Consider the following 25,180-nt stretch of genomic DNA (forward strand, 5'->3'; position numbering starts at 1 on the left):
AATCTCCGTCGAACTGGTTAGCAAGCGGGCTGCGGGGCGACGCGCTGCGGTGGGGCGTCAGACGGTGCGGGCGAGCAGGGCGGCGTTGAGGGTGCGGGTGCGCTCGGAGTCGACGGGCATTGGTCTGCCATCGAGTTCGGTCACGTGCACGGCCAGGCGCAGGCTGGAGAGCAGCCACACGGCATCCGCCGACCGTAGCTCGTCGACGCTCATGTCGCGGTATTCCGTGCGCTCCCCTGCCGCCCGAAGGTGCTCGAACGCGCTCTGTTGGGTGGTGCCGTGCAGGATTGCTCCGCTCGGCAGGGGAGAGACGTAGACGTCGCCCCTGCAGAGCATCACGGTCGAGGTGGGCCCCTCGAGCACGAAGCCGTCGTGGGTGAGGAAGATCGCGTCGTCGGCGCCGCGGCGGCGGGCCTCCCTGAGGGCGGCCATGTTGACCGCATAGCTGAGCGTCTTCGCGCCCATCAGGAGCCAGGGCGCCTGCTCTGCGACGCCGTGCGGGTAGCCGCGGTCCAGGGTGACCGCCCGGATGCCGTCCTCGCGGACGACGGCGAAGTCGGGCGCGGGGGTCGCGTGAAGCCAGGCCGTGGGTGCCGGGCCGGAGTCGACGCCGCGGCTGTAGACGAGTTTGAGCACAACTTCGCCCTCGTGCGGGACGCGATCGACCACGTGCGCGATCGCGGCCAGCCACTGAGCCGTGTTCGGCTCGGGCAGCTCACAGGTCGCGGCCGAGGTGCCCAGCCGGGCAAGGTGTGGGCCGACCGCCTGAGGGTGGCCGCCGACCACGCCAAGTGTCTCGAAGACGCCGTCGCCCCGCTGGGCGCTCAACTCCCCCACCCGCAACGCCGGGGCATCCGAGTCCACCTCGTGGAACGTGTCGTCGAATTCCGTCTGCGGCGCGTCGGCGGGAACCGGGTCGAGGAGCAGGGTGAAGGGCAGCGTCGTTCGCCGAACAGTCATTTGACGAGCATAGAGGATCGGGTCAGGAGCAGGTCAGGATCAGGTCGGGATCGACTCAGATCAAGCAGCTCAGGAGCTCTGGATGGCGAGGATCGGGTCGCTGGTGGGCTGCTCCGAGCCGCCCTTAGGCTCGACCGTGACGCCGATCGTGTCGCCGGCGGTGAGGCTGCCGTCGAGCACGCGCCAGACGGTGCCGGTGCCGGTGCCGGTGCCGGTGCCGGTGCCGGACGAGTCGAAGATTCCGGCGGGAACCGGGCCGGAGCCGCCGATGTACCAGAGCTGGTAGTCCCGGTCGGACGGCAAGTCCGGCAGGTCGTCGACCAGGAGCGCTGAGAGTCCGCTCTCTTCGGACCAGACCAGGGTGGCTTCCTGACCGTCGGCGGTGGTCGCCGACGCGCGCTGGATGTCAGCGGCCGCCGTGATTTGCACGAGACCGGCCGCCTGGTCCTGTTCGAATTGGTCGGACTCCAGGGACTGGCCGACGAAGGTGCCGCCCGCGAAGAGGGCGACGGCCGCGGCGGCCGCCGCGAGAACGCCGACGGGCCGCTGGAACCAGCGCAGGCGGGCGCGCTCGGAGGCGCTGCCCGCTGCAGTGGCGCCTCGGATCGGAGCGGGATCGACGCGCGGCGCGGGGGTGGCCGGTGCCGTCTGATCGGCCGGCAGGGGCGCGAGCTGCGGCGTGGCCGCAAGTTTGGCCATCAGGGAGGCCCTGAGTCCGGCCGAGGGCTGCACGGGGGTGGCGGCAAGGCCCAGCGCCACCGCGGTGTCACTCAGCTCGGCCGCCTCGATGCGGGCCGGCTCGGACGCCTTGAGGTGTTCCTCATAGACGGCGGCCTCTTCCGCGACCAGGGCGTGGAGGGCGTAGGCGCCGGCGAGCTCGCCCGGGTTCTGCCCGGCGGCGTTGCGGGTGTCGTCATTCCGGGTGTTGTCGCTCATGACGCCACTCCCAACTCGTCGCGCAGGCGGATCATGCCGTCGCGCAGCCTCGTTTTCACAGTTCCGAGAGGGATCTGCAACCGCTCGGCGACTTCACTCTGGCTGAGGCCGCCGTAGTAGGCGAGGCTGATCGCCTGGCGTTGCAGTTCCGTCAATCTGGACATCGCCTTTTCCACTCTTTCGTGCTCGATTCGTACTCCGACCGTTTCGGACACCTCGTCGTAGGCAACCGCAAGATCACGGATGCCGATTTTGATATCCCGGTCGCGGCTGGCCTGCGACGACCGAATTCGGTCGATCGCGCGGCGGTGCGCCATGGTCAGGATCCAGGTCGCCGCCCCGCCGCGCTGGGCCTCGTACCTCGTCGCCGTCTGCCAGATCTCCAGGAAGATCTCCTGCGTCACTTCCTCCGACTGCGAGGGGTCAACCAGAAGACGTCGAACGAGACCGAGAACACGCGAGGCCATCCGGTCATACAGCTCTCCAAATGCTCCTTCGTCTCCCTGCGCCACCCGGCCCAGCAATTCCTCATGGGAGACAGGAACAGTCCCCTCCCGGTTGACGTTGAATTCAGCACTCATGAGAACAAGCATCTCAGGTCTTGTCCACGTCCATGGTTCGGCGCGGAGACCGAATCGGATTGGTGTGTCACGCCAGGCAGAAAAGGAGTGAAGGCCGGACCGCAGAACGCCTCTCGGCGCGAGGCCGCTCACAGCGGCGAATATTGGAGCCCGGGGTTACTGCGGCCCGACCAGACTCTAGTGTAAACGACCCGGATGCGGATCGCGCACCCGGCGGGACGGCTCGCGGCCGATCAGTTAGACAGGTCAGTCCAGCGAGTCATTGCGCCAGAGCCGGGCGCAGGAGCCGAACTCCTGGGCGGTGGTGGAGAACCGGAGGGCGCGGGTGGTCAGTTCGGTGGACCGGAGCGGTTCGGTCGTCTCCAGGTCGTCCGCGACGCTGGTGCAGCCGACGGAGATGACGCGGCAGAACGCCGCCGCGCGGTCGAGTGCCACGGCGAAATCCCCGGTGAAGATCCCCCGCAGGATCTGGTCGGCCAGGACGATGATCTCCGCCGTGCCCGTGGGCACCGCGGCCCCGGCAATGACCGGGTCGATCGCCACCGTGACTTCGGTTCCGCGCTGGTAGAGGAACGCCGTGCCCTCGGGATCCTGGCGGATGAGCAACCGCACCAGGTAGATCCGCCAGAGCGCCCCGGGCAGGCTGCGCGGCGTTGCCCGCGACCAGAGTTCGGCCACCGCGTCGACGCCGTTCTCGTCGGTGTAGGTCACGAGCCGCTCGACGATGTCGGGGTCAGGGTCGCTGCGCACGCGGGCCAGAAGCGCGTGCGCGGTTTCATGCGCCACCCGGCTGATCAGTGCCGGGTCTTCGCCCCCCTGGAAGGACTCGAATTTGCTGCCGGAGAACTGGGTCGGCTTGTGGAAATTCTCGGCCATGGCATCCTCCTGGGCTCGGTTTCGTGTTCGCTGTGGGCACATCCGTCTCGTCTGCAGAAAACCCTCTCCCACGGTACCTAGAAAAACGGATCCGAAATCCCCTGTACATTATTAACCGCGGGCCTCTAGCTCAGTTGGTAGAGCAAAGGACTTTTAATCCTTGGGTCGTCGGTTCGAGCCCGACGGGGCCCACTCACAGGATCAGCGTCGGTGCAGACCCGGGTCTCGCGTGGGCCCAGCATCGACTCCGGACTCCCGGCGAGCACCCAGCGATGATTCGGGCGGCGTTCGGGTAGCTCCTCCATACTTCTCTGACATGGTGCCGGCATGCCCGATGCCGGCGACCTGAGAAGGAGGCCCCGTGGGCAGAGTGAATGAAGAAGTTGAAATCGAGACCGGGATCATCACCCGGTACCGGCGTCACCCCAACGGACGCGGACTGGTGTCCCCCAGCGCACGCGTGCACCCCGAGGCGTTCGTCTCCCGAACCGCCTACGTGGAGAGCGGCGCGCGGGTCGGGGCGGAGGCGTGGATCGGCCCCGGCAGTTGGATCGACCAGGACGCGGTCATCGGTTCTCACGTGTTCATCGGCCAGAACGTGCACGTCGGCGCGGACGCCGTCGTCGGCAGCGCAGCGCGGCTGGGCAGCTATGTGCGGATCGGTCGCGGGGCACGGCTCAGCCCCGGAGCGGTCGTCGAACGCGATCTGCGGGTTCCGGACAACGCCGTGATCGGCGCGGCCCCGCGCACGCGCCTGTCGCCCGGATCGGCACCCGCCGGTGTCGCCCACGCCGCCTAGGGGTGCGTCTACGGGTGCGTCTACGGGCGCGTCTACGGGCGCGTCCGCTACTCGGCGGTGAACGGGCTTGCGAGTTCTCGCTGCACCATCAGCGCCAACTCGCGCAACAGCACGAGGTCGATGGTTCCTGCCGCCCTCGGCTCCGAGTCGAACACGCAGAGGGCCCCGATGAGCTCCCCCGACGGCGACTCGATCGGGAATCCGGCGTAGAACCTGATCTTCGGCTCGCCCACCACGAGTGGATTGTCTCGGAAGCGGTCGTCGAGGAGGGCATCCGGTATCACCATAGCCGCGGTGCCCGTGATGGTTACCTCGCAGAACGAATTGGACCGCGGCGACTCGGCATCGGCCACGCAGATGCGGGCCTTATGCCACTGGCGATCGCCATCGATCACCGTGAGCGCCGCGGACTGGGTGCCGAACAGGGTGCGCGCCAGTGCCGCGATGCGGTCGAAGCGCTCCTCGGGCGGGGTGTCGACGATCCCGAGCTGGTCGACCGCGAGCTGGCGCCGCGCCTCCTTCGCCCTCGCCTGGTCGTCGGAGGGCACCGGTTCGGCGTCAGGGGTCGCGACCCGGTCGGCGCCGAGGAGCGGCGCCATCCGGGAGGCGAGAACGTCGGCCCAGTGCGCATACGTATCCGTGGACCGGTATCGGCCCGGCGGCGGCGTCGGCGCCGCACTGGACGGTACGAACGCGACCCCGTCGCTGCTGTCGGCGACGAGTCGTACCGTCACCCGGTTCAGGAGCCGGCCGTGGTGGTCCGCCAGATTTCCGAGCCTGGAATCGAACACCGGGATCGACCGGATGGGCTGGATTCCCGCCACGATGATGCGGGTGCTGCGGGGCGATGACGCCGTGAGGAACCGGAGCAGATTCGCCAGATCGCGCCGCCAGGCCCGGGCGGAGACCAAGTTCACGGCCTCGTTCACGCCCAGGACCAGCACGATCGCTTCGAAACGGGTGAGCCGCACCCCGGTCAGCTCGAGGAGGGCCGTGGCGACGGTCATGCGGGAATTCGCGATGAGGTCGACGTCGACCCCGCGGCCGGTCTGCGCGGACAGGGCGCGGGCGAGCGAGCCGGGCAGGGCCAGGTTGTGGCTCACGACCCCGCGGCCGACCGCCAGCCCCGAACCGAGGATGAGGATCCGGTCGGGATCAATGCCCGCGGAGTGCGCTTGCGGAGCATCCGTGGGCATGGGGACATCGCCGAAGCCGCGCTCGGACGCGGCGGCCCAGGTGCGCATGGCGGGAGCCAGCGCCCATCGTATGAGTTCCCGCACAGATGCCCCTTTGTTGCTAAGACACAAGGGTGTATCCAAGACCGAATTTCAAGTATCCCCCATTCGGGGCGAGGGTCCAGGGCCGCGTCACACCAGTGCCACAACGGCTTGGGCGAGCGCGAAAATGACCAGGCCGGCGAGCGCGCCCACCACGGTGCCGTTGATGCGGATGAACTGGAGGTCCTTTCCGATCTGCAGTTCGATCTTCTCGGCCGTCTCGGCCGCGTCCCACCGCGCGACGGTTTCGGTGATCACCTCGGCGATCTCGTGCCGGTACCGGCGCACGATGTAGCTTGCACTGTCGGCCAGCCACCGGTCGACGCGGGCGCCGAGGGCCGGGTCGGTCGACAGTCTCCCGCCGACCTCCATGACGGTCGAGCGGATGCCCGTGCGCAACCCGCTCGAGGGGTCGTTCAGCGCCGCCGTCAGGGAGACCTTCACGGCCTCCCAGGTTTTGCTCGCGAAATCGCGCAGCCGGGCGCTGTCGAGCAGTTCGAGCTTGAGCGCCTCCACCCGTTCGATCATCGCCGGCTCGTGCTGCAGGTCGTCGATCACCTCGACGAGGTAACGATCGATGGCCTGGCGGAGCGGATGCGCGGCATCCGCACGCGCGGTGGCCACGAAGGCGAGCACCTCCCGGTGCGCCTTGTCGTCGACCAGCTTGTCGACGAAACCGGGGAGCCAGGTCGGCAGGCGCTGGGACACGGCCCGCCCGAAGGCCTCCGGATGCTCCAACAGCCAGCCCTCGGCCCGTTCCAGCAGCAGGTCGACGGCGGCGTGCTGCTGCCCCGACTCGACCAGCCGCGCCCCCACGTGCCCGATTGTCGGACCCCACTCCGGCTTCAGCAGGTTCTCGCGGGCCACGGTTTCGATCAGCTCCTGGATCGCGTCGTCGCTGAGCAGGTTGAGCAGGCCGGCGCCCGCCACCGCGACCTCGTCGGTGAGCCGGCGCGCGTTCTCCTCCTGGGAGAGCCACGCGCCGAGCCGACGGGACGCGCCCAGCGATTCGAGCTTGCCACGGATGACCGCCTCGGAGAGGAAATTCGTCTCGACGAATTCACCCAGGCTGGCCCCGATCTCGTCCTTGCGGCTGGCGATGATGTTCGTGTGCGGAATGCGCAGGCCCAGCGGGTACCGGAACAGGGCCGTCACGGCGAACCAGTCCGCTATGGCGCCGACCATGCCGCCCTCGGCCGCGGCGCGCACGTACTGCAGCCACGGATAGCTCTCCTGCAGCGCGAACGAGGTGGCGAACACTACCGCCATCAGGAGGAGCAGGCCGATGGCGAGCCGCTTCATGCGGATCAGGGCCGTCAGGCGCACGGCGTCCGGCAGGCTCAGCGGCGGCCGGGCGGCGGCTGCCGCCCGTGCTGCACGTGGACCGGTCTCGGTCTGGTCTTTCTGCCTCATCTTCTCGGCCATCCTCCCAGACTGCCGGATCGGGGCCGGGGAGGGAAACCCGTCTTCCCTCGACCCCGGCGCGCTGCATACTCAGCAGTGGCAGTGTCCCTCTTCGACGGGCGTCGACGGCGGCACATCGAGCACCGGGCTGCGGTCGAAGAAGCCATCGGGCTTCAGCTTGAAACCAGCGGTGTCCACGGGCATGATCGGCCAGTCCTCGATGCGCGGATAGTGGGTGAGGCCGAACGTGTGCCAGAGCACGATGTCCTGGCCGTCGATGTCGCGGTCGGCTTCGATGTAGGCAGGCAGGCCGGCGCCGCCGCCTCGAACCTCAAGAGGATCACCGTCGAACTCGGGGGCAAGGCCCCCTTCATCATCACTGCGGACGCCGACATCGACGCGGCCGTCGGCGGCAACTTGGCGGGCGTCATGCTCAATTCCGGGCAGGTCTGCGCGGCCTACACGCGGTTCTATGTCAACAAGAAGCGCGAGGCCGAATTCGTCGAGAAAATGGCGGCCGGGGTCTCCGGCATGAAGCTTGGCGCCGGGATGGACCTCAGCACCCAGCTGGGTCCTCTGGTCTCTCAAAGACACCTCGACCACGTCGAACGGATGGTCACGGTCGGCCGTGCCGAGGGCGCGGAACTCGTGACCGGTGGCGCCCGGGCCGGCGAGGTCGGCTTCTTCTTCCAGCCGACGGTGTTCGCCGGTGTGCGCGACGACATGGCCATCGCGACCGACGAGGTCTTCGGGCCGGTGCTCTCGATCATGTCCTACGACGATGACGACGACCTGCAGGAGCTCATCAACCGGGCCAACGACACCGACTATGGGCTCGCCGCCACGGTCTGAACGAAGGACCTCGAGAAGGCACACCGCCTGGCCAACGGCATCCGTGCCGGTGCGATCTTCGTGAACATGCCACCGGTGCCGGATATGGCCGCGCCGTGGGGCGGGTTCGAGACCGGCGGCTGGGGCAACGAGATGGGTCCGGATTCGATCGACGCGTACACGCAGGTCAAGGGCGTGGGATGCACTACGGCAGCTAGCCGCACGGGTTTTTCGCGGCATCCGTTCGTTTTCACGCACTCGTCGACTCACTCACTCGTCGACTCACTCACTCGTCAACTCACTGAGGAGTAAACCCATGACGACCACTCGCAGTACCCCTCAGTCCGACTCCCAGACCACCCTACGCACGGGACGCCTCGGTGTGATCGGCATCGTCTTCTTCGTGGTCGCGGTGGCCGCACCGCTCGTGGGCATGACCGGTGCGGTCCCGGTCGCGATCGTTCTCGGTAACGGCGCGGCCGCCCCGGGCGCCTACCTCGTGGTGGGCGTCACCCTGCTGCTGTTCAGCGTCGGCTATGCCGCGATGAGCCAGCGCGTCACCAATGCCGGAGCCTTCTTCGCCTATATCGGCCGAGGCCTCGGCCACCAGCTCGGCAGCGCGTCGGCCTTCGTCTCGATCCTCGCCTACCTCACCATCCAGCTCGCGATCTACGGGTTCTTCGGCGGACTGCTCGGCGCCCAGGTCGGCCTGCTCCCTTGGTGGGCGTGGACGTCGGCGCCAAGGTGCTCGGCGTGCTGATGCTGCTCGAACTCCTGGCACTGGTCGTCACCTCGGTCGCCATCCTGGCCGACGGCGGGCCGGAGGGCCTGAACTTCTGGGCCTCGTTCAACCCGGCCGCGATCCTCGCCGGCGGGCTGGCCGGCTCGGCGGGCATCGCGTTCGCCTTCGCGTTCGCGTCCTTCATCGGCTTCGAGGCCACCGCAATCTACGGCGAGGAATCCAAGGACCCGAAGACGGTGGTCCCCCGCGCCACCTACCTGGCGGTCGGAGTGATCACGGCGCTGTTCGCCCTGACGGCGTTCGCCATGGTCACGGGAATGGGTGCATCCTCGGTCGTCGAGAAGACCGTGGAGCTGTCGAGTCTCGACGGGGTTCCCCTGGCCGACCCGGCCGCGGTGCTCTTCTCCCTCGCGACCCAGTACGTGGCACCGTGGATGGCCACCGTGATGGGCGTCCTGGTGATCTCGAGCCTGTTCGCCGGACTGCTGGCCTTTCAGAACGCGGCCAGCCGGTACCTCTTCGCCCTCGGCCGCGGCGGCGCGCTGCCCGCGCCGCTCAGCCACGTCAACGGTCGCGGCGCCCCGAGCACCGCCTCCCTCGCCACGTCGGTCCTCACGGATCTCGTCATCGTCACCTTCGCCGTCTTCCGGCTCGACCCGGTGCTCAACATGTTCTACTGGTTCAGCGGTCTCGCCGTGGTGGCGATCGTGCTGATCGAGATCCTCGTCTGCATCGCGGTGATCGCGTTCTTCCGCCGCAATGCGGGCAGCGAGAACGTGGTCCAGCCCATCATCGCCCCGGTGCTGGCCACCATCGGTCTGATCCTCGGCGAGTACCTGCTGATGAGCCGCTTCGGGCTCCTCGCCGGCACGGTGGCCGAGGGCGTGGACCCGACGATGTCATCGTGGGGCCTGAGCCCGATCGGCTGGGTGCTCGTGTCCCTGCCCTTCGTGCTCCTGCTCGTCGGCTACCTGCACTCGCTCTGGTCGCACACCGAGAACGAGGCCCTGGTCAAGGACGTCCTTTCGTAGCCGGCAAGCCGTGAAACGGGGTGACCGCCGCGAGGCGGACACCCCGTCTCTCTGCCCGGCGGACCGTGATGGGCGCGGTGATGCCGGGTCAGAGGCGGAATCCCTGGTGGCGGATGCCCCAGCGCACAGACCAGGACTCCCCTGGTTCGACCCAGCGCAGCCCCGCGCCCGAATTGAAGGCATTCGCAGGGGCCGTCATCGGCTCGATCGCCACCGCCAGGCCCAGGAACGGGCCGCCCGGCCCCGGGAAGGGGAAGTTGCGCGGCGTGAAGACCTGAACGTTGCGGATGTTCCGGTCGCCCCAGATCGTGACGCTGCGGCCGTCAGGCGCGGTCACCGAGGCCACGCTGGCGGTGCCGGACTCCTCGCCGGTCACGTCGGACCGCACCTCGGGAGCCTCAGGCCCCACCCCGCCGAAGCCGTCGTCGAGATCGACGTCGCCCACCCGGCACCCCGTGCGCAGGTCGAACCTGGTGCCGACGACGGAAGATTCCCCGACGGGGTTTTGCCGGTCGTCGACGTCGATATGGGTGCGCGCCGCGATCGTGAGCACGAGGTCCTCGGTGGGAACGCCGCCGATCTTCGGGTACGGATGCGCGCCGAGCGCTACCGGGGCCGCGTCCCGGCCTACGTTCCGCACCGTGTGGGTGACCGCAAGACCGTTGTCGGTGAGCGCATACCGCACGGTCGTGTCGAGCAGGAACGGGTATCCGGCCTGCGGAAAGACCGTGGCGGCCAGAGTGACCGAACTCGGGCTGCGGTCGAGCATGCGATAGGGCGAATATCGAAGCAGGCCGTGGATCGCGTTTTGCTGTTCCGGCTCGGTGAGCGGCAGCCGCTGCACGACGCCCTGGTGCCGCCAGAGGCCGTCCCGGATGCGGTTGGGCCACGGCATCAGCACGATGCCGGCGCCCCACGGCGGGGTGGCCTCGGCCGCGAACGGCTCGACGAGGTCTATGCCGTCCACGGAATACAGCCGGAGGCCGGCGGCCACCTCGGTGACGATCGCCAGCGCAGGCCCACTCGGCGTGGCTACCCTCAACTCATACTGGAAACCCGTTGCAGCGCGCATAGTGTCAACCTACTCCGGCTGCAGAACGGTCAGGCCGGCCTCGCGGAGGGGCGCGAGCATGACCTCGTCGGCCGCGGCATCCGTCACCAGGGTGTCGAACGCGCGCAGCGGGCCGACCTGCCCGAGGTGCACCTGGCCGAGCTTGGAGGCGTCGGCCACGACGACCGCCCGGGTCGCGGCGGCCAGCATGAGCGTTTTGACCCCAGCCTCGGGGAGGTTGATGTTCGTGACCCCGTAGCCGGCATCGACGCCGTTGCAGCCGATGAAAGCCAAATCGGCGTGAACCTGGCTGAGCACCGTCCGTGCGAGTGGCTCGACCAGGGAGTGCTGCAGCGGGCGGAGCGAACCGCCCGTGACGATCACGGTGAACCGAGGGATGGCCGGCTCGAGGGCGAGGGCGATGCTGAGCCCGTTCGTGATGATGACGACGTCGGTCAGATCGGTGCGGGCCAGCAGCGCGTGGGCGATAGAGAGGGTGGTCGTGCCGACGTCGAGGAGGATGCTCTGCCCGCTCGTGACGAGGGCCGCGGCGAGCACGCCGATCTGCTGCTTGGGCAGCACGGATGACGCGAGGGCCTCCTCGAAGGAGAACTCCCGCAGCGGGCGGCCGCTGAGTGGCGCGGCCGGAACCGCCCCGCCGTGCACGCGCTGCACCGTCCCGGCGGACTCAAGCACGTCGAGGTCGGCCCGCGCCGTGACGCCGGACACTCCGAACGCCTCGCGCAACTCGCGCACTCGTACGAAACCGCGCTCCCCGACGAGGCGCTGGATCTGCTCCCGCCGCTGGTGGGCCGGGAGCGTGTCGCGGTCGCCGGGCCGGTCGCTCACGTCGATGAGGTCGGCCGTGGCGGTCGATGCGGTCGATTCGGTCGATTCGGTCGATTCGGTCGATTCGGTCGATTCGGTCGATTCGGTCGATTCGCGAGAAGCCATACCCAATCTTCACTTAGTTTACTTTGGTTATCAACTTGAAAGACCTGGTTTCACATGTGCAAATCAGATAACGTTGTTTTCGCCATGAACACACCAGACTTCGTAGCCGACACCGGCATCATCCGTCACCGCCACACCCTCGCCGATGGCCGGGACCTCATCTACTTCGATGACCCGCAGTCCAGCTTGCCACCGGATCGGGCGGCCGACCTGCGCGAACTCGACCCGCGCCCGGCCACCGCCCGGATGCGCCAGGACCCGCTCAGCGGCGAATGGGTCTCGATCGCCGCCGCCCGCCAGAACCGCGTGTTCCTGCCGCCCGCGCACTTGGACCCGCTCGCCCCGTCGACGCCGGGGAACCCGTCAGAGGTGCCCAGCAACTACGACGTGGCCGTGTTCGAGAACAAGTCGCCCTCGTTCGGGCCCCTCCTCACCGACGCCGACGCCCCCGCCGGGCTCGACGACCTGAACACCATCGGACTGAACCGCGTCCGCACCTCGGTCGGCCGCTGCGAGGTCGTCTGCTTCAGCCCCGAGAACGAGGGCTCGTTCGCGAGCCTGTCGGTCGTGCGCGCCCGCACGGTGATCGAGGCCTGGGCCGAGCGCACGTACGCCCTGTCACAGCTACCCGGCGTGGAACAGGTCTTCCCGTTTGAAAACTGCGGCGAGGCGATCGGCGTCACGCTGCACCACCCGCACGGCCAGATCTACTCCTACCCCTACGTCACGCCGCGCACCCAGCGCGTGATCGCCTCCCTCGACCAGTACGGACCAAACCTGTTCGCGGACATCCTCGCCAGCGAGCAGGCCGGGGGCCGGGTCATTCTGACCGGCGAGCACTGGACCGCCTTCGTGCCGTTCGCCGCGCGCTGGCCCATCGAGGTGCACATGCTGCCGCACCGGCACGTGCCCGACTTCGCGGCGACCAGCCTGGCTGAGCGCGATGAGCTCGCCGTGCTCTTCCGGCGGCTGTTGCGCGGCATCGATGCCCTCTACGACACCCCGACGCCGTACATCGCGGCCTGGCACCAGGCCCCGGTCTCGGTGCGCCGCGACGAGATCCGGCTGATGCTGCAGGTGACGAGTCCTCGCCGGGCCGCAGACAAGCTGAAGTTCCTGGCCGGGTCGGAGGCCGCCATGGGCGCCTGGATCGGAGACGTCACGCCCGAGCAGGCGGCCGACAACATTCGCCGCGCGGTCGAACGCTCCGCCGGGACGGACGCGACCGAAGCGGCGGCCGGCGCCGCGGCATCCGTTCCCGCTATCAGCACCAGACCCGAAGGGCAGGCCCACGCATGACCGATCTCATCCAGACCGTGACGGATGGCTTCACGAGCCGCTTCGACGCGGCCCCGGCCGGACTCTGGTCGGCCCCCGGCCGCGTCAACCTGATCGGCGAGCACACCGACTACAACGACGGGTTCGTGTTTCCCTTCGCGATCAACCGGCGCACGCTCGTCGGGCTCGGCCTGCGCGGCGACCGCCAGCTGCGGGTGGCGAGCTCGTTCGCCGCGGAAACGGTGGAGCTCTCCCTTGACGACCTGACTCCGGAGAACCTGGCCGGCTGGTCGGCGTACCCGCTCGGCGTGGCCTGGGCCCTCGGCCAGTTCGGCGCCGACCTGGCCACCCGGCCCGGATTTGACGTGTTCATCGACTCTGACGTGCCGATCGGGGCCGGACTGTCGTCCTCCGCCGCGATCGAGAGTGCGGTTGCCGTGGCCCTGAACGACCTCTGGCAGCTCGGACTCGACCGGCGCATGCTCGCCCGGGTGGGCCAGCTGGCCGAGAACCGGGCCGTCGGGGCTCCCACCGGCATCATGGACCAGTCCGCGTCCCTGCTGGGCGAGGCCGACTCCGCCGTCTTCCTGGACTGCCGCACCCTCGAGGCCGAGGTGATCCCGCTCGGCTTCGACGGGGCCGGCCTCGACCTGCTGATCATCGACACGCGGGTGAGCCACGCGCACTCGACCGGCGGGTATGCCTCGCGCCGGGCATCCTGCGAACTGGGTGCACGTATGCTGGGGGTCCGCTCCCTGCGCGACCTCACCGTGGACGACCTCGGCCGGGCCGCCGACGTGCTCGACGACGAGACGTTCCGCCGGGTGCGGCACGTGGTCACCGAGAACCAGCGCGTGCAGGACACCGTGCGCACCCTGCGCGAGCAGGGACCGACCGCGATCGGCGCCCTCCTGGACGCCTCGCACCTGTCAATGCGGGACGACTTCGAGATTTCCGTGCCTGAACTCGACCTCGCCGTGGAGACCGCGCGCGGCACCGGGGCGATCGGCGCCCGGATGACCGGCGGCGGCTTCGGCGGCTCCGCCATCGCCCTTACCCCGCGCGCCCTGATCCCCGCGGTTACGGCGGCGGTCACGGCCGCGTTCGCAGCCCGGGGCTTCGCGGCCCCGGACCTGTTCGTGGTGCGCGCGGCCGACGGGGCGGCGCGGGAGCAATAACACAGCGGGAACTCGCCCCACGTGGCTAATTCAGGAGAAGTCGTGCCGCCGCCCGTGCGCATCCGCAGACCTGTGCGGGTGCGAACGAGGTTCGGCGGGGATCTCCTGAGTTAGCCACGCACGCGACGGCCGAAACCGGTGCCCGGGGTCGAGGCGGCGCCCAGCGGCGGCGACGTGCCTAGCCCCTCGCGCCGGCGTTGAGTGTGATCGTGTCGAGGCCGCCGTCGACGACCCCCCAGTCGTCCAGAATCGCCTCGTAGGTGCCGTCGTCGACCAGCGACTGCAGCGCGGCCTGCACGGCCTCGGCCATCCCGGAATCCTTCTGCACGGCCATACCGTATGGTGCCGCCTCAAACGTCTCTCCCGCGGTCTGCAGCTTGCCCGTCAACTGTGCGATCCCGTAGAGGGTGACCGGGGAGTCGGCGCTGAAGGCGTCGGCCTGGCCCAGCGCGACGGCATTCGCCGCGGCATCCTGCGTGTCGAGGGGGATCTTCTGGATCGGCGGTTTGCCGGCGGCGACGCAGGCGTCACTCTTCGCCGGGATCTCGACGGTGTCCTGGTAGGTCGTGGACTGCACGGCGACCTTGAGTCCGCACGCATCGTCGGGGTCGACGGTCGTGCCCGCGGGCGAGGCCCACTGGATGCCTGCGAGGTAGTAGTTCACGAAATCGACTTGCTTTTCCCGCTCCGCCGTGTCGGTGAAGGACGACATGCCGACGTCGATCTTGCCGCCGACGACATTCGGGATGATGTTCTCGAATTTGGCCACCGTGTACTGGGCCTCGAGCCCGAGCTTGGCGGCGATCGCATCACTCAGGTCGATCGCCCAGCCGATCGGTTCACCGGCGTCGTTTTTGAACTCGTTCGGCGCGTAATTCGGGCTGGTGCCGAAGACGAGCTTGCCCGGGGTCGCGGTCGTTTCCGGGAGGAGCGCGGCGGCCTCCTCGTCGGTGGTCACCACCTCGGCCGCGGATCCCTCCGTGACGCCAGTCGTCGGAGTGGAGTTGTCCACGCAGGCGGTAAGCAGGAGGGCGGCCACGGCGGCCAGGGCCGGGAGAGCATGTCGAGCGCGCATTGAGCATCCTTTGTGAATTTTTCGCCATCGAAGTGATCAGAGGTGCAACTCTGCCGAGTCTATGTTCAGTGCCGGTCGCGCCCGGGACGTGCCGGGCATCCGTCGCCGTACGCCGCCGAACTGTGACTTTGCCCACCGGCGAGGGAGCCATTCTCCCGGCCCGGCGGTGCGCGAGTGGCGGAGATCAGGCCGTCGGGATCTAGGGCGAGACGGCGGTGGGCTCGCCGCCGGTGATTCGCACGAGTTCGTCGAACGTGGTCGGGAACACGGTGTGCGCGTGGCCCGCAGCCGCCCAGACGACCGGGAATTCGGCGAGGGCGACGTCGACCAGGGTGCGCAGTGGCGACGGATGTCCCAGCGGCGCGACCCCGCCGATCACCTGACCGGTGGCCTGCCTGACGACATCCTTCGAGGCACGTCCGATCGTGCCGCCCAGTCTGTCCCCCAGCCACGCCGCATCGACCCGGTGAGCCCCCGAGGTGAGCACGAGCAACGGCTCACCATCGAGGGTGAAGACGAGCGAATTCGCGATGGCGCCGCGCGAAATACCGAGCGCCTCCGCGGCGGCGGCGGCGGTTGTGGCCGCATCGTCGAACCAGCGAATTTCCGGGTCCAGGCCGTGGGCGCGGAGAGCCTCCCGAACCCGATCGACGGACGGATGCGCGGAATTGACCATGCCGAAATCCTAGAGCCTGCACGCGAGGCAGCCCGATAGGCTGACGCGTATGACTGCCGACAGCGCCGCCCGCATCATCACCCTGCCCGACCGACCCGGACCGGTCGTGGCCGAGACCGCCTACGTCGCCCCGGGCGCCGTGGTCGTCGGCAACGTCACCCTGGCCGAACACGCCAGCGTCTGGTACAACGCCGTGCTGCGCGCCGAGGCGGAACCCATCCGGATCGGCCCCGGCTCCAACCTGCAGGACAACGTCTCCTGCCACGTGGACCACGGATTCCCGCTGATCGTCGGCCGGAATGTGTCCGTCGGGCACGGGGCAGTGCTGCACGGCTGCACGGTCGAGGACGGCTCGCTGATCGGCATGATGGCGACGGTGCTGAACGGCGCCGTCGTCGGTTCCGGGTCCCTCGTCGCCGCCGGAGCTGTCGTGCTCGAGGGCACCGTCATCCCGCCCAGATCGCTGGTCGCCGGCGTTCCCGCCAAGGTGCGGCGGCCCCTGACGGATGAGGAGGTGGCCGGCCTCGGCCACAACGCAGCGGAGTATCTGCGTCACTGCGCCCTGCACGCCTCGGTGACGGCGCTGCCGCAGCGCTGAGCCGGTCTGCCTCACGGTCGCGGCGCGGGCTACGGCTCACGGCGCAGGGATTACCGTGCGCCGGCTTCCACAGCGTGCGCCGCGACGGCGGTACCACCGAGCCTCGCCCGCACGGCCACCTGCGCGAGCCCCGAGAGGCGACCGTTACGAGGCGACCGCCCGTGGCGCCCGACTACCTGCTGAGCGACAGCTCGGCTGCCTTCACCACGTTGCAGAGCAGCATGGCACGGGTCATCGGGCCGACGCCGCGCGGATTCGGGGACAGGAAGCCGGCGACGTTCGCGACACCCGGGTGCACGTCACCGGTCAGGGTGCCCTTGCCGGTGATCGGGTCGGTCACCCGGGTGATGCCCACGTCGAGCACGGCGGCGCCGGGCTTCACCCAGTCCGCCTGGATCAGGTGCGGCACGCCGACGGCGGCCACGACGATGTCGGCGCGCCGCACCTCGCCGGGCAGGTCTACCGTGCGGGAGTGCGTCAGGGTGACGGTGGCATCCAGACCCTTGCGGGTGAACAGCAGTCCGAGCGGGCGCCCGACGGTGAGGCCGCGCCCGACGACGACGACGCGCTGGCCGACGATCGGCACGTCGTAGCGGCGCAGCAGCTCGACGATGCCGGCCGGAGTGCAGGGCAGCGGCGAGTCCAGCTCGCCCTCGATGCCGAGCACCAAGCGGCCGAGGTTCGTCGGATGCAGGCCGTCGGCATCCTTCGACGGGTCGATCAGTTCGAGCATGGCGTTGTCGTTGTGGCCGACCGGCAGCGGCAGCTGAATAATGTAGCCGGTCACCTCGCGGGCGGAGTTCAGGTCGGCGATTGCGGCGCGCACATCGGCGCTGGTCGCCGACGCGGGCAGGTCGACCCGGATCGATTCAATGCCGACCTCGGCGCAGTCGCGGTGCTTGCCCGCGACATACGAGCGCGAGCCCGGGTCATCGCCGACCAGGAGCGTGCCGAGCCCGGGCACGATCCCGTGCGCGCGCAGCTCCGCGATCCGGTCGATGAGCTCGGTCTTGACCACGGAGGCGGTCGTGACTCCGTCGAGGGTTATTGCCGTCATTGTGGATCCATTCAGTCGGTCGTTCTGACGTTTGCAGGTGTGCAGGTGCCGAAGGCGCGTGCGAATTCGACGGGGATTTTGGGCAACACGCCGGTGACGGATGCCTTCAGCGGGCTTTCGCAGCAAAATCTCCGTCGAATTCGTTCACAGGCCGTACGCCAGGGTGCGGAGCCTGCGGCGTTGACACCCGGGTCGAGGGCGGCCGGGTGCGCGGCGGACGTTACTGCTGCAGACCGGGGTACAGCGGGAAGGCCTCGGTAAGCACCTTGACGCGGGCGCGGAGGCCCTCGATGTCGGCGTCGGGCTTGAGCGCCTCGGCGATGACGTCGGCGACGACCGTGAACTCCTCGTCGCCGAAGCCACGGGTGGCCAGGGCAGGGGTTCCGATGCGCAGGCCGCTGGTGACCATCGGCGGGCGCGGGTCGAACGGCACCGAGTTGCGGTTGACCGTGATGCCGACCGCGTGCAGGGCGTCCTCGGCCTGCTGGCCGTTGATCGGCGAGTTGCGGAGGTCCGCGAGCACGAGGTGCACGTCGGTGCCGCCGGTGAGCACGTCGACGCCGCCGGCGCGCGAGTCATCCGCCATCAGACGGTCGGCGAGGATGCTGGCACCGCGCAGGGTGCGCTCCTGACGTTCCTTGAACTCGGGCTCGGCCGCGAGCTTGAACGCGGTCGCCTTGGCGGCGATCACGTGCATCAGCGGGCCGCCCTGCTGGCCGGGGAACACGTTGGAGTTGAGCTTCTTCGCCAGCGCCATGTCGCGCGAGAGGATCAGACCGGAGCGGGGACCGGCGAGGGTCTTGTGCACGGTGGTGGACACGACATCCGCGTAGGGAACCGGCGACGGGTGCAGGCCGGCGGCGACGAGTCCGGCGAAGTGGGCCATGTCGACCCAGAGCAGGGCGCCGACCTCGTCGGCGATGCTGCGAAAGGCCTCGAAGTCGAGGTGGCGCGGGTAGGCGGACCAGCCGGCGATGATGACCTTGGGCTTGGTCTCGAGTGCCGTCTCGCGCACGACGTCCATGTCGACCAGGAAGGTGGTCGGGTCGACGCCGTAGGCGACGGGATTGTAGAGCTTGCCGGAGAAGTTGAGCTTCATGCCGTGGGTGAGATGGCCGCCGTGGGCAAGTTCCAGACCGAGGATGGTGTCGCCGGGCGTCGCGATGGCCGAGAGCACGGCGGCGTTCGCGGTGGCGCCGGAGTGCGGCTGCACGTTGGCGTACGCGGCGCCGAAGAGGGACTTGGCCCGGTCGATGGCGAGCTGTTCGGCGACGTCCACGTACTCGCAGCCGCCGTAGTAGCGGCGTCCCGGGTAACCCTCGGCGTACTTGTTGGTGAGCACGGAGCCCTGCGACTGCAGCACAGCGCGAGGCACGAAGTTCTCGCTGGCGATCATCTCGAGGTAGTCGCGCTGGCGTCCGAGCTCCTGCTCGAGAACGGCGGCGATCTCGGGGTCGACGACCTCAAGGGGCTCGTTGAATGTGGACCGCAGAACGGTGGATGGCACGGATTCGGGCACGGGGTCTCCTCAGACTTCTTGTTTAACGACGTGATGATCAATCGTCGTGGCCCAGGCGTGCGGTCACTAACCGTGTCAGTCGCTCCCCGATGGTGACCCATCTTTCGTGCTACGCCAGTCGCGACAGAGACGATCTTATCAGTCGGGCCGGGTACCGAGCTCATCGATTATGAGCACATCGACACGCACATGGTGGGTGTCATAGGCGGCCCGGCCCACCATGTGCGCTGCGACCGGGGCGGTCAACGCCTGGAACACGACGATGGCCATGACGAGGGTGACGGTGCCCACGGTAAAGTTGTTCAGAGCGACGTCGGCCGTGATCGCCATGAGGCCGAAGATCTGCGGTTTGGTGGCGGCGTGCAGCCGCGATAGTACGTCGGGGAAACGGATGACGCCGATTCCGGCCGCGAAGCACATCACGGCCCCGGCGAGCACCAGGACAGCCGAGATCACGTCGCGCAGTTCGTCGGTCATTCGGTATCCCGCACGGGCAGGAAGCGGGCGATGCTCAGCGAGCCGAGCACCGCGAAGAGGGCGAGGACCAGCAGCACCGGCAGCGTGTCGGTGTGCCGGTTGAATGCCATCTCCGCACCCATGGCGCAGATCACGGTCGCGACCAGGACATCCGAGGCGATCACCCGGTCCAGCACGGTCGGTCCCCGCACGATTCGATAGAGGGCGCACAGGGCACCGGCCCCGAACAGCACCCCGGCAATGACGGCAACGATGTGCATCAGGCGGTTCCTCCCCGCTTCAGTTTCTCATTCGCATGCTGGTCGCGTGCGCGCTGGTCTTTCTCACTCCGGTCCTCGCCGCTCACCCGGTGGAGCCGTTCCACGTCTTCCCGGGACCCGAGGGCCATCACGATCCGGCGCTCCTCAGCCAGCACGCCGTTCCGGAACCGCTCCACCTGTTCCGGATGCGCCACGTTCAGCACGTGCAGATAGAGGGTGGACTGCACCCGGTCCACATCGACCACGATCGCCCCGGGAACGATGGACGTCGACACCCCGGTCAGCGTCAGGATGAAGTCGCTGCGGGTGCGCAGGTGCACCGCCACGATCGCGTTGCTGGGTGTGTAGCGCGGGGAGAGCGCGAGGACTGCCACCTGCAGCGAGCCCCGGACGATGTCGAACCCGAGCCGGATCAGGTAGAGCACGGTGTACCACGGGTTAAGGCGCAAACCCAGCTCCACGGCCGGCAGGTAGAAGCCCACGGAGACGAGGGTGGCCAGCAGCGTGCCGGTGAGCAGGTTGAGCCAGGAGAACGAGCCCCAGAGCAGCATCCACAGCAGCACGAGCCCCAGGAACAGCGGCGCCTGGTTGGCGATGGCGACGAGGCGCTGCTTCGGGGTGCTCATGGCGTGCCGTTCGGGAAGACGGCGTCGATGTACGTGGCCGGGTTCTCGATGTTGGCCGCCGCACGGGTGGTGAACGCGAACACCGGCCCGGCGAACACGGTGAGTGAGACGGTCAGCAGCAGCAGCGCCGTCGTCGCGCCGGTCATCAGCGGCGAGATGGTGCGCGTCGTGACCGTGCCCTCGTCGTCCGGGTCGTCCAGGAGCGCATCGAGCATCGGCGACTCGTAGTCCTCGACCTCGCCGGCCCCCCGCCAGAACGCGATGTTCCAGACGCGGGCCAGGGCGTAGAGCGTGAGCAGCGAGGTGGCGGCGCCGGCGCCCATCAGGATGTAGGTCACCGGTTCGGCGATGTCCGCGCCGGCCTGGAAGAGGGCGATCTTGCCGAGGAAGCCCGAGAACGGCGGGATGCCGCCGAGGTTGAGCGCCCCAACGAAGAACAGGAAGGCCACGAACGGCGCCGCCGTCAACAGTCCGCCGAGCCGGGCCAGCGAGGTGGTGCCGCCCACCCGCTCGATCAGCCCCGCGCAGAGGAAGAGGGTCGTCTGCACCGTGATGTGGTGCACGACGTAGAAGATGGTGGCCGCGATCGCCAGCGGCGTGCCCATCGCGATGCCGAAGATCATGTAGCCGATGTGGCTCACCAGCGTGAACGACAGCAGCCGCTTGATGTCCGCCTGCGCGAGCGCCCCGAGGATGCCCACGATCAGGGTCAGCAACGCCACCACCATCAGCGGCACCGACAGCGGGCTCTCGGGGAAGAGCAGGGTCTGAGCGCGGATGATCGCGTAGATTCCGACCTTCGTGAGCAGCCCCGCGAACACCGCAGTGACCGGCGCCGGGGCCGTGGGATAGGAGTCGGGCAACCAGAACGACAGCGGAAACACTGCGGCCTTCACGCAGAAGGCCAGCAGGAGCAGCAGGTTGAGGATCAGCTGCACGTCCGGCGGGAGGTCCGCCACCCGCTCGGCGATGAGCGCCATGGTGACGGTGCCCGTGGCCCCATAGATCAGGGCGATCGCGCTGAGGAACAGGATGGAGGAGACCAGGCTCACCACGATGTAGGTGACACCGACACGGATGCGCGCACCCGTTCCGCCGAGCGTCAACAGCACGTAACTAGCCGAGAGCAGCATCTCGAAACCAACGTAGAGGTTGAACAGGTCCCCCGCGATGAACGCGTTGAACAGCCCGGCCGCCAGCACGAGATAGGTGGGATGGAAGATCGAAACCGGGGTTTCCCGGTCTCCGTCCACGATGCCCTGCCCCACGGCGAACAGGAGCACGCCGAGCAGCATCAGCGCGGAGACCAGAAGCATGATCGCCGAGAGCCGGTCGACGACGAGCACGATGCCCCACGGCGCATCCCAGCCGCCCACGTGCACGACGGCGGGGCCGGTCTGATCGACCTGCACCAGCAGGACCGCGCCGATAAACGCCACCAGCGTCAGGGCGATCACACTGACCACGATCTGCTGGGGGCGACGGCGGCCGAGGGCGAGGGTCAGAGCGCTTCCGAGCAGCGGGATGGTGACGACCAGAGGCACGAGGAGATTCATAGCTTCATCCCCTTGTCCGGCGCGTTGGCAGGGGCACCGAGCTCGCTCTCGCGCTCGCTCGCGTCGAGGTCTTCCTGGCTGGCTGCCTCGTCCTCGGTGACCGAGCGGAAGGACTCCTCCGTGCTTGCCACGGTCTCGGCCGCATGCTCGTCGGTGACCGTGTCACCCTCGTCGCCCAGCCGGGCCAGCCACCAGGACCGGTAGATCAGCGCGAGGATGAGCGCCGTGATGCCGAAGTTGATCACGATGGCGGTGAGCATGAGCACCTGGGGCACCGGGTCGACCATCGCAGCGTCGGCGGCCGTGCCGGTGACGATGGGCGCGTTGCCGGGGCGGCCGCTCATGATGAAGATCAGCAGGTTCGTGGCGTTGCCCACCAGCAGGAATCCGATCAGCACCCGGGTGAGACTGCGCTCCAGCATCACGTAGACGCCGGCGGCGTACAGGACCGCCATCACGATCACGAGAGTGAGGGAGGCGCTCATCCGGCTACCACCGCGCCCTGCTCGGACTGCGGGTGCGGCTCGGTCTCGCCGGCTTCCTGCTGTCGATCGACTTCGCTGCCGAGGCTGCGCAGGATGTCCAACACGAGACCGACCACGACCAGGTACACGCCGATGTCGAAGATGGTGGACGTGCCGAAAGAAAGGGGGCCGAGCACGGGTACCGTGGTTTCGAAGTAGGCGGATTCAAGCGGGATGCCGCTGAAGAAGAGCGAGACCACGGCCATCCCGACCGCCAGCACGATGCCGAGCCCGAGGATCTTGCCCGGATCGACGGGTACCGCCTCGCCCAGCTCGTAGCGGCCTCCCGCGAGGTAGCGGGAGACGAGCGCCAGCCCGGCGATCAGGCCACCGGCGAAGCCGCCGCCGGGCGCGTTGTGGCCGGCGATGAGCAGGTAGACGGAGACGATCATGGCCGGGTAGAACAGCAGCCGCACGAGCACCTCGAGCATGATCGACCGGTCCTTCTCGGCAACCGTACGGCCGGCCAGGAGCCAGGACTGGCGAGTGACCGCATGCCCCTCGGAGGACGCGGCCGGGTCGGCGACGACCTTGCGACGGTGCGGCAGCGACCGGCGTTTGCGGGAATCGCGCAGCCGGGGCACGACCGCGTTGCGGCCCGAGACGAAGAGGAGGCTGGCGACGCCGGTGGCCACCACGATCAGCACGGAGATCTCACCCATCGTGTCCCAGGCACGGATGTCCACGAGCATCACGTTCACGATGTTGCGTCCGTGCCCCTCCTCGACCGCGAGGCGCGGAAGCTCCGCCGCGATGCTTGGGGCCTCCCGTGCACCGAGCGCGATCACGCCGATGGTGCCCATCACGGCGCCCACCAGCACGCCGATCAGCACGCGCCGCCGCCGGTGCATCGGCCGGTTGTGCTGAGCGATCTTCTGCGGCAGCCGGCGCAGCACCAGCACGAAGACGACGATGGTCATCGTCTCGACCAGGGCCTGCGTCAGGGCCAGGTCGGGAGCGCCGTGGAAGGCGAAGAACGCGACGAGGCCGTAGCCCGTGACGCCGGCCAGCAGCACGGCAGTGATGCGCTCACCGACGCGAGCCGCCATCACCGCCGCGACGCCCATGATGAGGGCGATCACGACCTGGCCCGGGTAGTCCCAGAGCACGACCTCCTCAGGCCAGCTGCGGTTGACGAAGGCCGCGAAGCCCAGGGCCAGCACGAAGACGACGAGGATGGTGGACAGGTACTGCGGCAACCCGCCCTGCTGGGCGAAGTGGGTGATGCGCGCCGCGGCCCGGTCGATGCCGCGCACGGTGGAGCCGTAGCCCTGACCGGCGTCGATGTAGGCCGGCACCGTGCCCTGCAGCCGGGCCACGCCCGGCCGCTTCCAGAACAGCACGGCACCGAGCAGGAGAACAACGGCACTCAGGGCGAGCGCCGGTTCGAAGCCGTGCCAGAGCGCGAGGTGGTAGTCGCCGCCGCCGGGAACGGTGTCGGCGTAGGAGGCCAGCACCGGGTCGAGCAGGAAGACGAGGGGGCCGAGCAGGAGGGTGGCCACGGCGAGCAGTCCCGGCGCCAGCTGGAAGTCCCAGCGGGCGGGGTGCAGGGCGGTGTCTGCGAGGCTGACCCGGGTGCCGAAGGCACCCCAGAAGAAGCGGGCGCTGTAGGCGACCGTCAGCACGGAGCCGACCACGGTGCCGACCAGGGCCACCCAGCCCCATCCGTCGCCGGCCAGGCCTGCCTCGAGGAATGCCGTGAACACGGACTCCTTGGCGACAAAGCCGAGCAGCGGCGGGATACCGGCCATAGATGCGACCGATAGCAGGGCGATCACGGCCAGCACGGGCGCGTTGCGCCCCACGCCGGAGAGCTGTCGCCAGTCGCGGGTGCCGGCCCGGTGGTCGATGATGCCGACGGTCAGGAACAGCGCCGACTTGAAGAGGGCGTGGGCGAGGAGCAATGCCACCCCGGCGAGCGCGGCGTCCCGGGTGCCGAAGCCGACGACGACCATCAGGAACCCGAGCTGGCTGACCGTGCCGTAGGCGAGCACCAGCTTGAGGTCGTACTGGCGCAGCGAACGCCACGCGCCGACCAGCATGGTGACGACGCCGAGGGTGACGAGCACCGGCATCCAGCCCGGCGTGTCGGCATAGCCAGGGGCGAGGCGCGCCACCAGGTAGATGCCGGCCTTGACCATCGCGGCCGCGTGCAGGTAGGCGCTCACCGGGGTGGGCGCCGCCATCGCGGCCGGCAGCCAGAAGTGGAAGGGCACGAGCGCGGACTTAGACAGCGCGCCGACCAGGATGAGCAGCACCGACCAGGTGGTAGCCGGGCCGGTGACGGGGTCGGCGACGATCGCTGCGAGCGACGTGGTTCCGGCCTCCACCGCGAGGATGACGACCCCGATCAGCATGATCAACCCGCCGAAGGTGGTCACCAGCAACGCCTGCAGGGCGGCGCCGCGGCTCGCCCGTTTGAACGTGTAATGCCCGATCAAAATGTAGGAGAGCACGCTCGTGATCTCCCAGAAGATGAACATGACGACGATGTCGTCGGATGTCACCAGGCCGTACATCGCGCCGGCGAACGCCAGCAGGACCGCGGCGAAGCGCCCGAGCGCCGGCTCGTCGGCGCTGAAGTAGCGGGCGCAGTAGACCAGCACGAGCGCGCCGACCCCGGTCACGACGAGGGCGAGCAGCCAGGCGAGGGTGTCGACGCGGAACGAGAGCGAGATACCCAACGCGGGAATCCACGGGACGCTCTCGGTGATCGCTCCGCCGGTCGACACGGCCCGGGTCTGGGTGAGGGTATAGCCGAAGACGGTCGCGGGGAGCAATGCGATGACGTAGAAAACACGCAGCGAGAGCCACCGCGTGAGGATCGGGGTGAGCGCGGACAGGGCAGCAAACGTCAGGAGGATTGTCGCCATGCGGCCTCCCGGCTCTCGTGAAGTCAGAATGTCGGATTCAG

24 protein-coding genes, 1 tRNA gene, 2 pseudogenes and 1 riboswitch are annotated in these 25,180 nt (G+C 68.8%); of the genes and pseudogenes, 8 read left to right on the forward strand and 19 right to left on the reverse strand.

Annotation, left to right across the window (positions count from 1 at the left end; all coding sequences use genetic code 11):
• Positions 1 to 57: 57 nt before the first annotated feature.
• The 4 genes from E3O54_RS08915 to E3O54_RS08930 form a co-directional block, all read right to left on the reverse strand.
• Positions 58 to 960, reverse strand: a complete 903-nt coding sequence (locus tag E3O54_RS08915; protein ID WP_134373871.1) for an aminodeoxychorismate lyase — start codon at positions 958 to 960, stop codon at positions 58 to 60.
• A 69-nt stretch (positions 961 to 1,029) separates the two neighbouring features.
• Complete coding sequence (locus tag E3O54_RS08920) at positions 1,030 to 1,896, reverse strand: anti-sigma factor domain-containing protein (RefSeq protein WP_134401425.1); 867 nt, start codon at positions 1,894 to 1,896, stop codon at positions 1,030 to 1,032.
• Complete coding sequence (gene sigK / locus E3O54_RS08925) at positions 1,893 to 2,477, reverse strand: ECF RNA polymerase sigma factor SigK (protein WP_104100197.1); 585 nt, start codon at positions 2,475 to 2,477, stop codon at positions 1,893 to 1,895. Before sigK ends, E3O54_RS08920 begins: the two co-directional genes overlap by 4 nt.
• Positions 2,478 to 2,723: 246 nt before the next feature.
• Positions 2,724 to 3,353, reverse strand: coding sequence for a DNA-directed RNA polymerase subunit beta (locus E3O54_RS08930; protein ID WP_134401426.1), 630 nt, complete (start codon positions 3,351 to 3,353; stop codon positions 2,724 to 2,726).
• A gap of 119 nt (positions 3,354 to 3,472) precedes the next feature.
• Between E3O54_RS08930 and E3O54_RS08935 the strand changes: the two genes are divergently transcribed.
• Together E3O54_RS08935 and E3O54_RS08940 are read left to right on the forward strand one after the other, a co-directional pair.
• Positions 3,473 to 3,545: transfer RNA gene (locus tag E3O54_RS08935), tRNA-Lys, on the forward strand.
• A gap of 169 nt (positions 3,546 to 3,714) precedes the next feature.
• The gene (locus tag E3O54_RS08940; protein ID WP_104100163.1) at positions 3,715 to 4,152 is read left to right on the forward strand and encodes a hypothetical protein; all 438 of its coding nucleotides are present in this window, start codon (positions 3,715 to 3,717) and stop codon (positions 4,150 to 4,152) included.
• 47 nt (positions 4,153 to 4,199) lie between these two features.
• On the opposite strand, the gene E3O54_RS08945 is transcribed toward E3O54_RS08940, so the two are convergent.
• The 3 genes and pseudogenes from E3O54_RS08945 to E3O54_RS08955 form a co-directional block, all read right to left on the reverse strand.
• Positions 4,200 to 5,396, reverse strand: a complete 1,197-nt coding sequence (locus tag E3O54_RS08945) for a GAF domain-containing protein (protein WP_134401427.1) — start codon at positions 5,394 to 5,396, stop codon at positions 4,200 to 4,202.
• Positions 5,397 to 5,519: 123 nt separating this feature from the next.
• Positions 5,520 to 6,854: a DUF445 domain-containing protein gene (locus tag E3O54_RS08950; RefSeq protein ID WP_241976822.1), complete on the reverse strand. Its 1,335-nt coding sequence runs from the start codon at positions 6,852 to 6,854 to the stop codon at positions 5,520 to 5,522.
• A 69-nt stretch (positions 6,855 to 6,923) separates the two neighbouring features.
• Positions 6,924 to 7,178: pseudogene (locus E3O54_RS08955) on the reverse strand (histamine oxidase); the annotation flags it as partial.
• Here E3O54_RS08955 and E3O54_RS08960 point away from each other — a divergent pair.
• The 3 genes and pseudogenes from E3O54_RS08960 (at position 7,083) to E3O54_RS08965 (ending at position 9,437) form a co-directional block, all read left to right on the forward strand.
• Positions 7,083 to 7,976: pseudogene (locus E3O54_RS08960) on the forward strand (aldehyde dehydrogenase). The pseudogenes E3O54_RS08955 and E3O54_RS08960 overlap by 96 nt on opposite strands.
• 4 nt (positions 7,977 to 7,980) lie before the next feature.
• Entirely contained in the window at positions 7,981 to 8,424 is a 444-nt protein-coding gene (locus tag E3O54_RS16905; protein ID WP_241976823.1) for a hypothetical protein, read from the forward strand.
• A complete protein-coding gene (locus E3O54_RS08965) occupies positions 8,385 to 9,437 on the forward strand; it encodes an APC family permease (protein WP_241976824.1) in 1,053 nt (350 codons plus the stop codon). The genes E3O54_RS16905 and E3O54_RS08965 overlap by 40 nt, the downstream gene beginning before the upstream one ends.
• A gap of 88 nt (positions 9,438 to 9,525) precedes the next feature.
• Here the strand turns inward: E3O54_RS08965 and E3O54_RS08970 are convergent, their stop codons facing one another.
• Positions 9,526 to 10,509 (reverse strand): aldose 1-epimerase family protein, encoded by a 984-nt coding sequence (locus E3O54_RS08970; RefSeq protein ID WP_134401428.1) that lies wholly within the window; start codon positions 10,507 to 10,509, stop codon positions 9,526 to 9,528.
• 9 nt (positions 10,510 to 10,518) lie between these two features.
• Entirely contained in the window at positions 10,519 to 11,442 is a 924-nt protein-coding gene (locus E3O54_RS08975; protein ID WP_134401429.1) for a DeoR/GlpR family DNA-binding transcription regulator, read from the reverse strand.
• Positions 11,443 to 11,526: 84 nt separating this feature from the next.
• Between E3O54_RS08975 and galT the strand changes: the two genes are divergently transcribed.
• Together galT and galK are read left to right on the forward strand one after the other, a co-directional pair.
• Entirely contained in the window at positions 11,527 to 12,741 is a 1,215-nt protein-coding gene (gene galT / locus E3O54_RS08980; protein ID WP_134401430.1) for a galactose-1-phosphate uridylyltransferase, read from the forward strand.
• Entirely contained in the window at positions 12,738 to 13,898 is a 1,161-nt protein-coding gene (gene galK / locus E3O54_RS08985) for a galactokinase (protein WP_134401431.1), read from the forward strand. Before galT ends, galK begins: the two co-directional genes overlap by 4 nt.
• A 178-nt stretch (positions 13,899 to 14,076) precedes the next feature.
• Here galK and E3O54_RS08990 read toward each other — a convergent pair whose 3' ends face one another.
• Together E3O54_RS08990 and E3O54_RS08995 are read right to left on the reverse strand one after the other, a co-directional pair.
• The gene (locus E3O54_RS08990) at positions 14,077 to 14,973 is read right to left on the reverse strand and encodes an ABC transporter substrate-binding protein (protein WP_104100168.1); all 897 of its coding nucleotides are present in this window, start codon (positions 14,971 to 14,973) and stop codon (positions 14,077 to 14,079) included.
• Positions 14,974 to 15,172: 199 nt separating this feature from the next.
• On the reverse strand, positions 15,173 to 15,649 hold the full coding sequence (locus E3O54_RS08995; protein WP_104100169.1) for a YbaK/EbsC family protein: 477 nt from the start codon (positions 15,647 to 15,649) through the stop codon (positions 15,173 to 15,175).
• Positions 15,650 to 15,698: 49 nt separating this feature from the next.
• On the opposite strand from E3O54_RS08995, the gene E3O54_RS09000 reads away from it, so the two are divergent.
• Complete coding sequence (locus E3O54_RS09000) at positions 15,699 to 16,247, forward strand: gamma carbonic anhydrase family protein (RefSeq protein WP_104100170.1); 549 nt, start codon at positions 15,699 to 15,701, stop codon at positions 16,245 to 16,247.
• A 172-nt stretch (positions 16,248 to 16,419) separates the two neighbouring features.
• Here E3O54_RS09000 and E3O54_RS09005 read toward each other — a convergent pair whose 3' ends face one another.
• The 8 genes from E3O54_RS09005 to E3O54_RS09040 form a co-directional block, all read right to left on the reverse strand.
• The gene (locus tag E3O54_RS09005) at positions 16,420 to 17,304 is read right to left on the reverse strand and encodes a bifunctional methylenetetrahydrofolate dehydrogenase/methenyltetrahydrofolate cyclohydrolase (protein ID WP_104100171.1); all 885 of its coding nucleotides are present in this window, start codon (positions 17,302 to 17,304) and stop codon (positions 16,420 to 16,422) included.
• A 220-nt stretch (positions 17,305 to 17,524) separates the two neighbouring features.
• Positions 17,525 to 18,823, reverse strand: a complete 1,299-nt coding sequence (glyA, locus tag E3O54_RS09010) for a serine hydroxymethyltransferase (protein WP_104100172.1) — start codon at positions 18,821 to 18,823, stop codon at positions 17,525 to 17,527.
• Positions 18,824 to 18,865: 42 nt separating this feature from the next.
• Positions 18,866 to 18,955, reverse strand: a riboswitch (ZMP/ZTP riboswitch).
• 6 nt (positions 18,956 to 18,961) lie between these two features.
• Positions 18,962 to 19,300, reverse strand: coding sequence for a monovalent cation/H(+) antiporter subunit G (mnhG, locus tag E3O54_RS09015; protein ID WP_134373853.1), 339 nt, complete (start codon positions 19,298 to 19,300; stop codon positions 18,962 to 18,964).
• Positions 19,297 to 19,560, reverse strand: coding sequence for a monovalent cation/H+ antiporter complex subunit F (locus tag E3O54_RS09020; RefSeq protein ID WP_134342227.1), 264 nt, complete (start codon positions 19,558 to 19,560; stop codon positions 19,297 to 19,299). The genes mnhG and E3O54_RS09020 overlap by 4 nt, the downstream gene beginning before the upstream one ends.
• Positions 19,560 to 20,186 (reverse strand): Na+/H+ antiporter subunit E, encoded by a 627-nt coding sequence (locus tag E3O54_RS09025; protein ID WP_104100175.1) that lies wholly within the window; start codon positions 20,184 to 20,186, stop codon positions 19,560 to 19,562. The genes E3O54_RS09020 and E3O54_RS09025 overlap by 1 nt, the downstream gene beginning before the upstream one ends.
• Positions 20,183 to 21,742, reverse strand: coding sequence for a Na+/H+ antiporter subunit D (locus tag E3O54_RS09030; RefSeq protein WP_134401432.1), 1,560 nt, complete (start codon positions 21,740 to 21,742; stop codon positions 20,183 to 20,185). The genes E3O54_RS09025 and E3O54_RS09030 overlap by 4 nt, the downstream gene beginning before the upstream one ends.
• Positions 21,739 to 22,227, reverse strand: coding sequence for a sodium:proton antiporter (locus E3O54_RS09035; protein ID WP_104100177.1), 489 nt, complete (start codon positions 22,225 to 22,227; stop codon positions 21,739 to 21,741). Before E3O54_RS09035 ends, E3O54_RS09030 begins: the two co-directional genes overlap by 4 nt.
• Positions 22,224 to 25,139: a Na+/H+ antiporter subunit A gene (locus E3O54_RS09040; protein WP_134401433.1), complete on the reverse strand. Its 2,916-nt coding sequence runs from the start codon at positions 25,137 to 25,139 to the stop codon at positions 22,224 to 22,226. Before E3O54_RS09040 ends, E3O54_RS09035 begins: the two co-directional genes overlap by 4 nt.
• Positions 25,140 to 25,180: the final 41 nt, after the last annotated feature.

Origin of the sequence: Cryobacterium sp. TMT2-4 (assembly GCF_004402575.1) — a bacterium.
Taxonomy (GTDB): domain Bacteria; phylum Actinomycetota; class Actinomycetes; order Actinomycetales; family Microbacteriaceae; genus Cryobacterium; species Cryobacterium sandaracinum.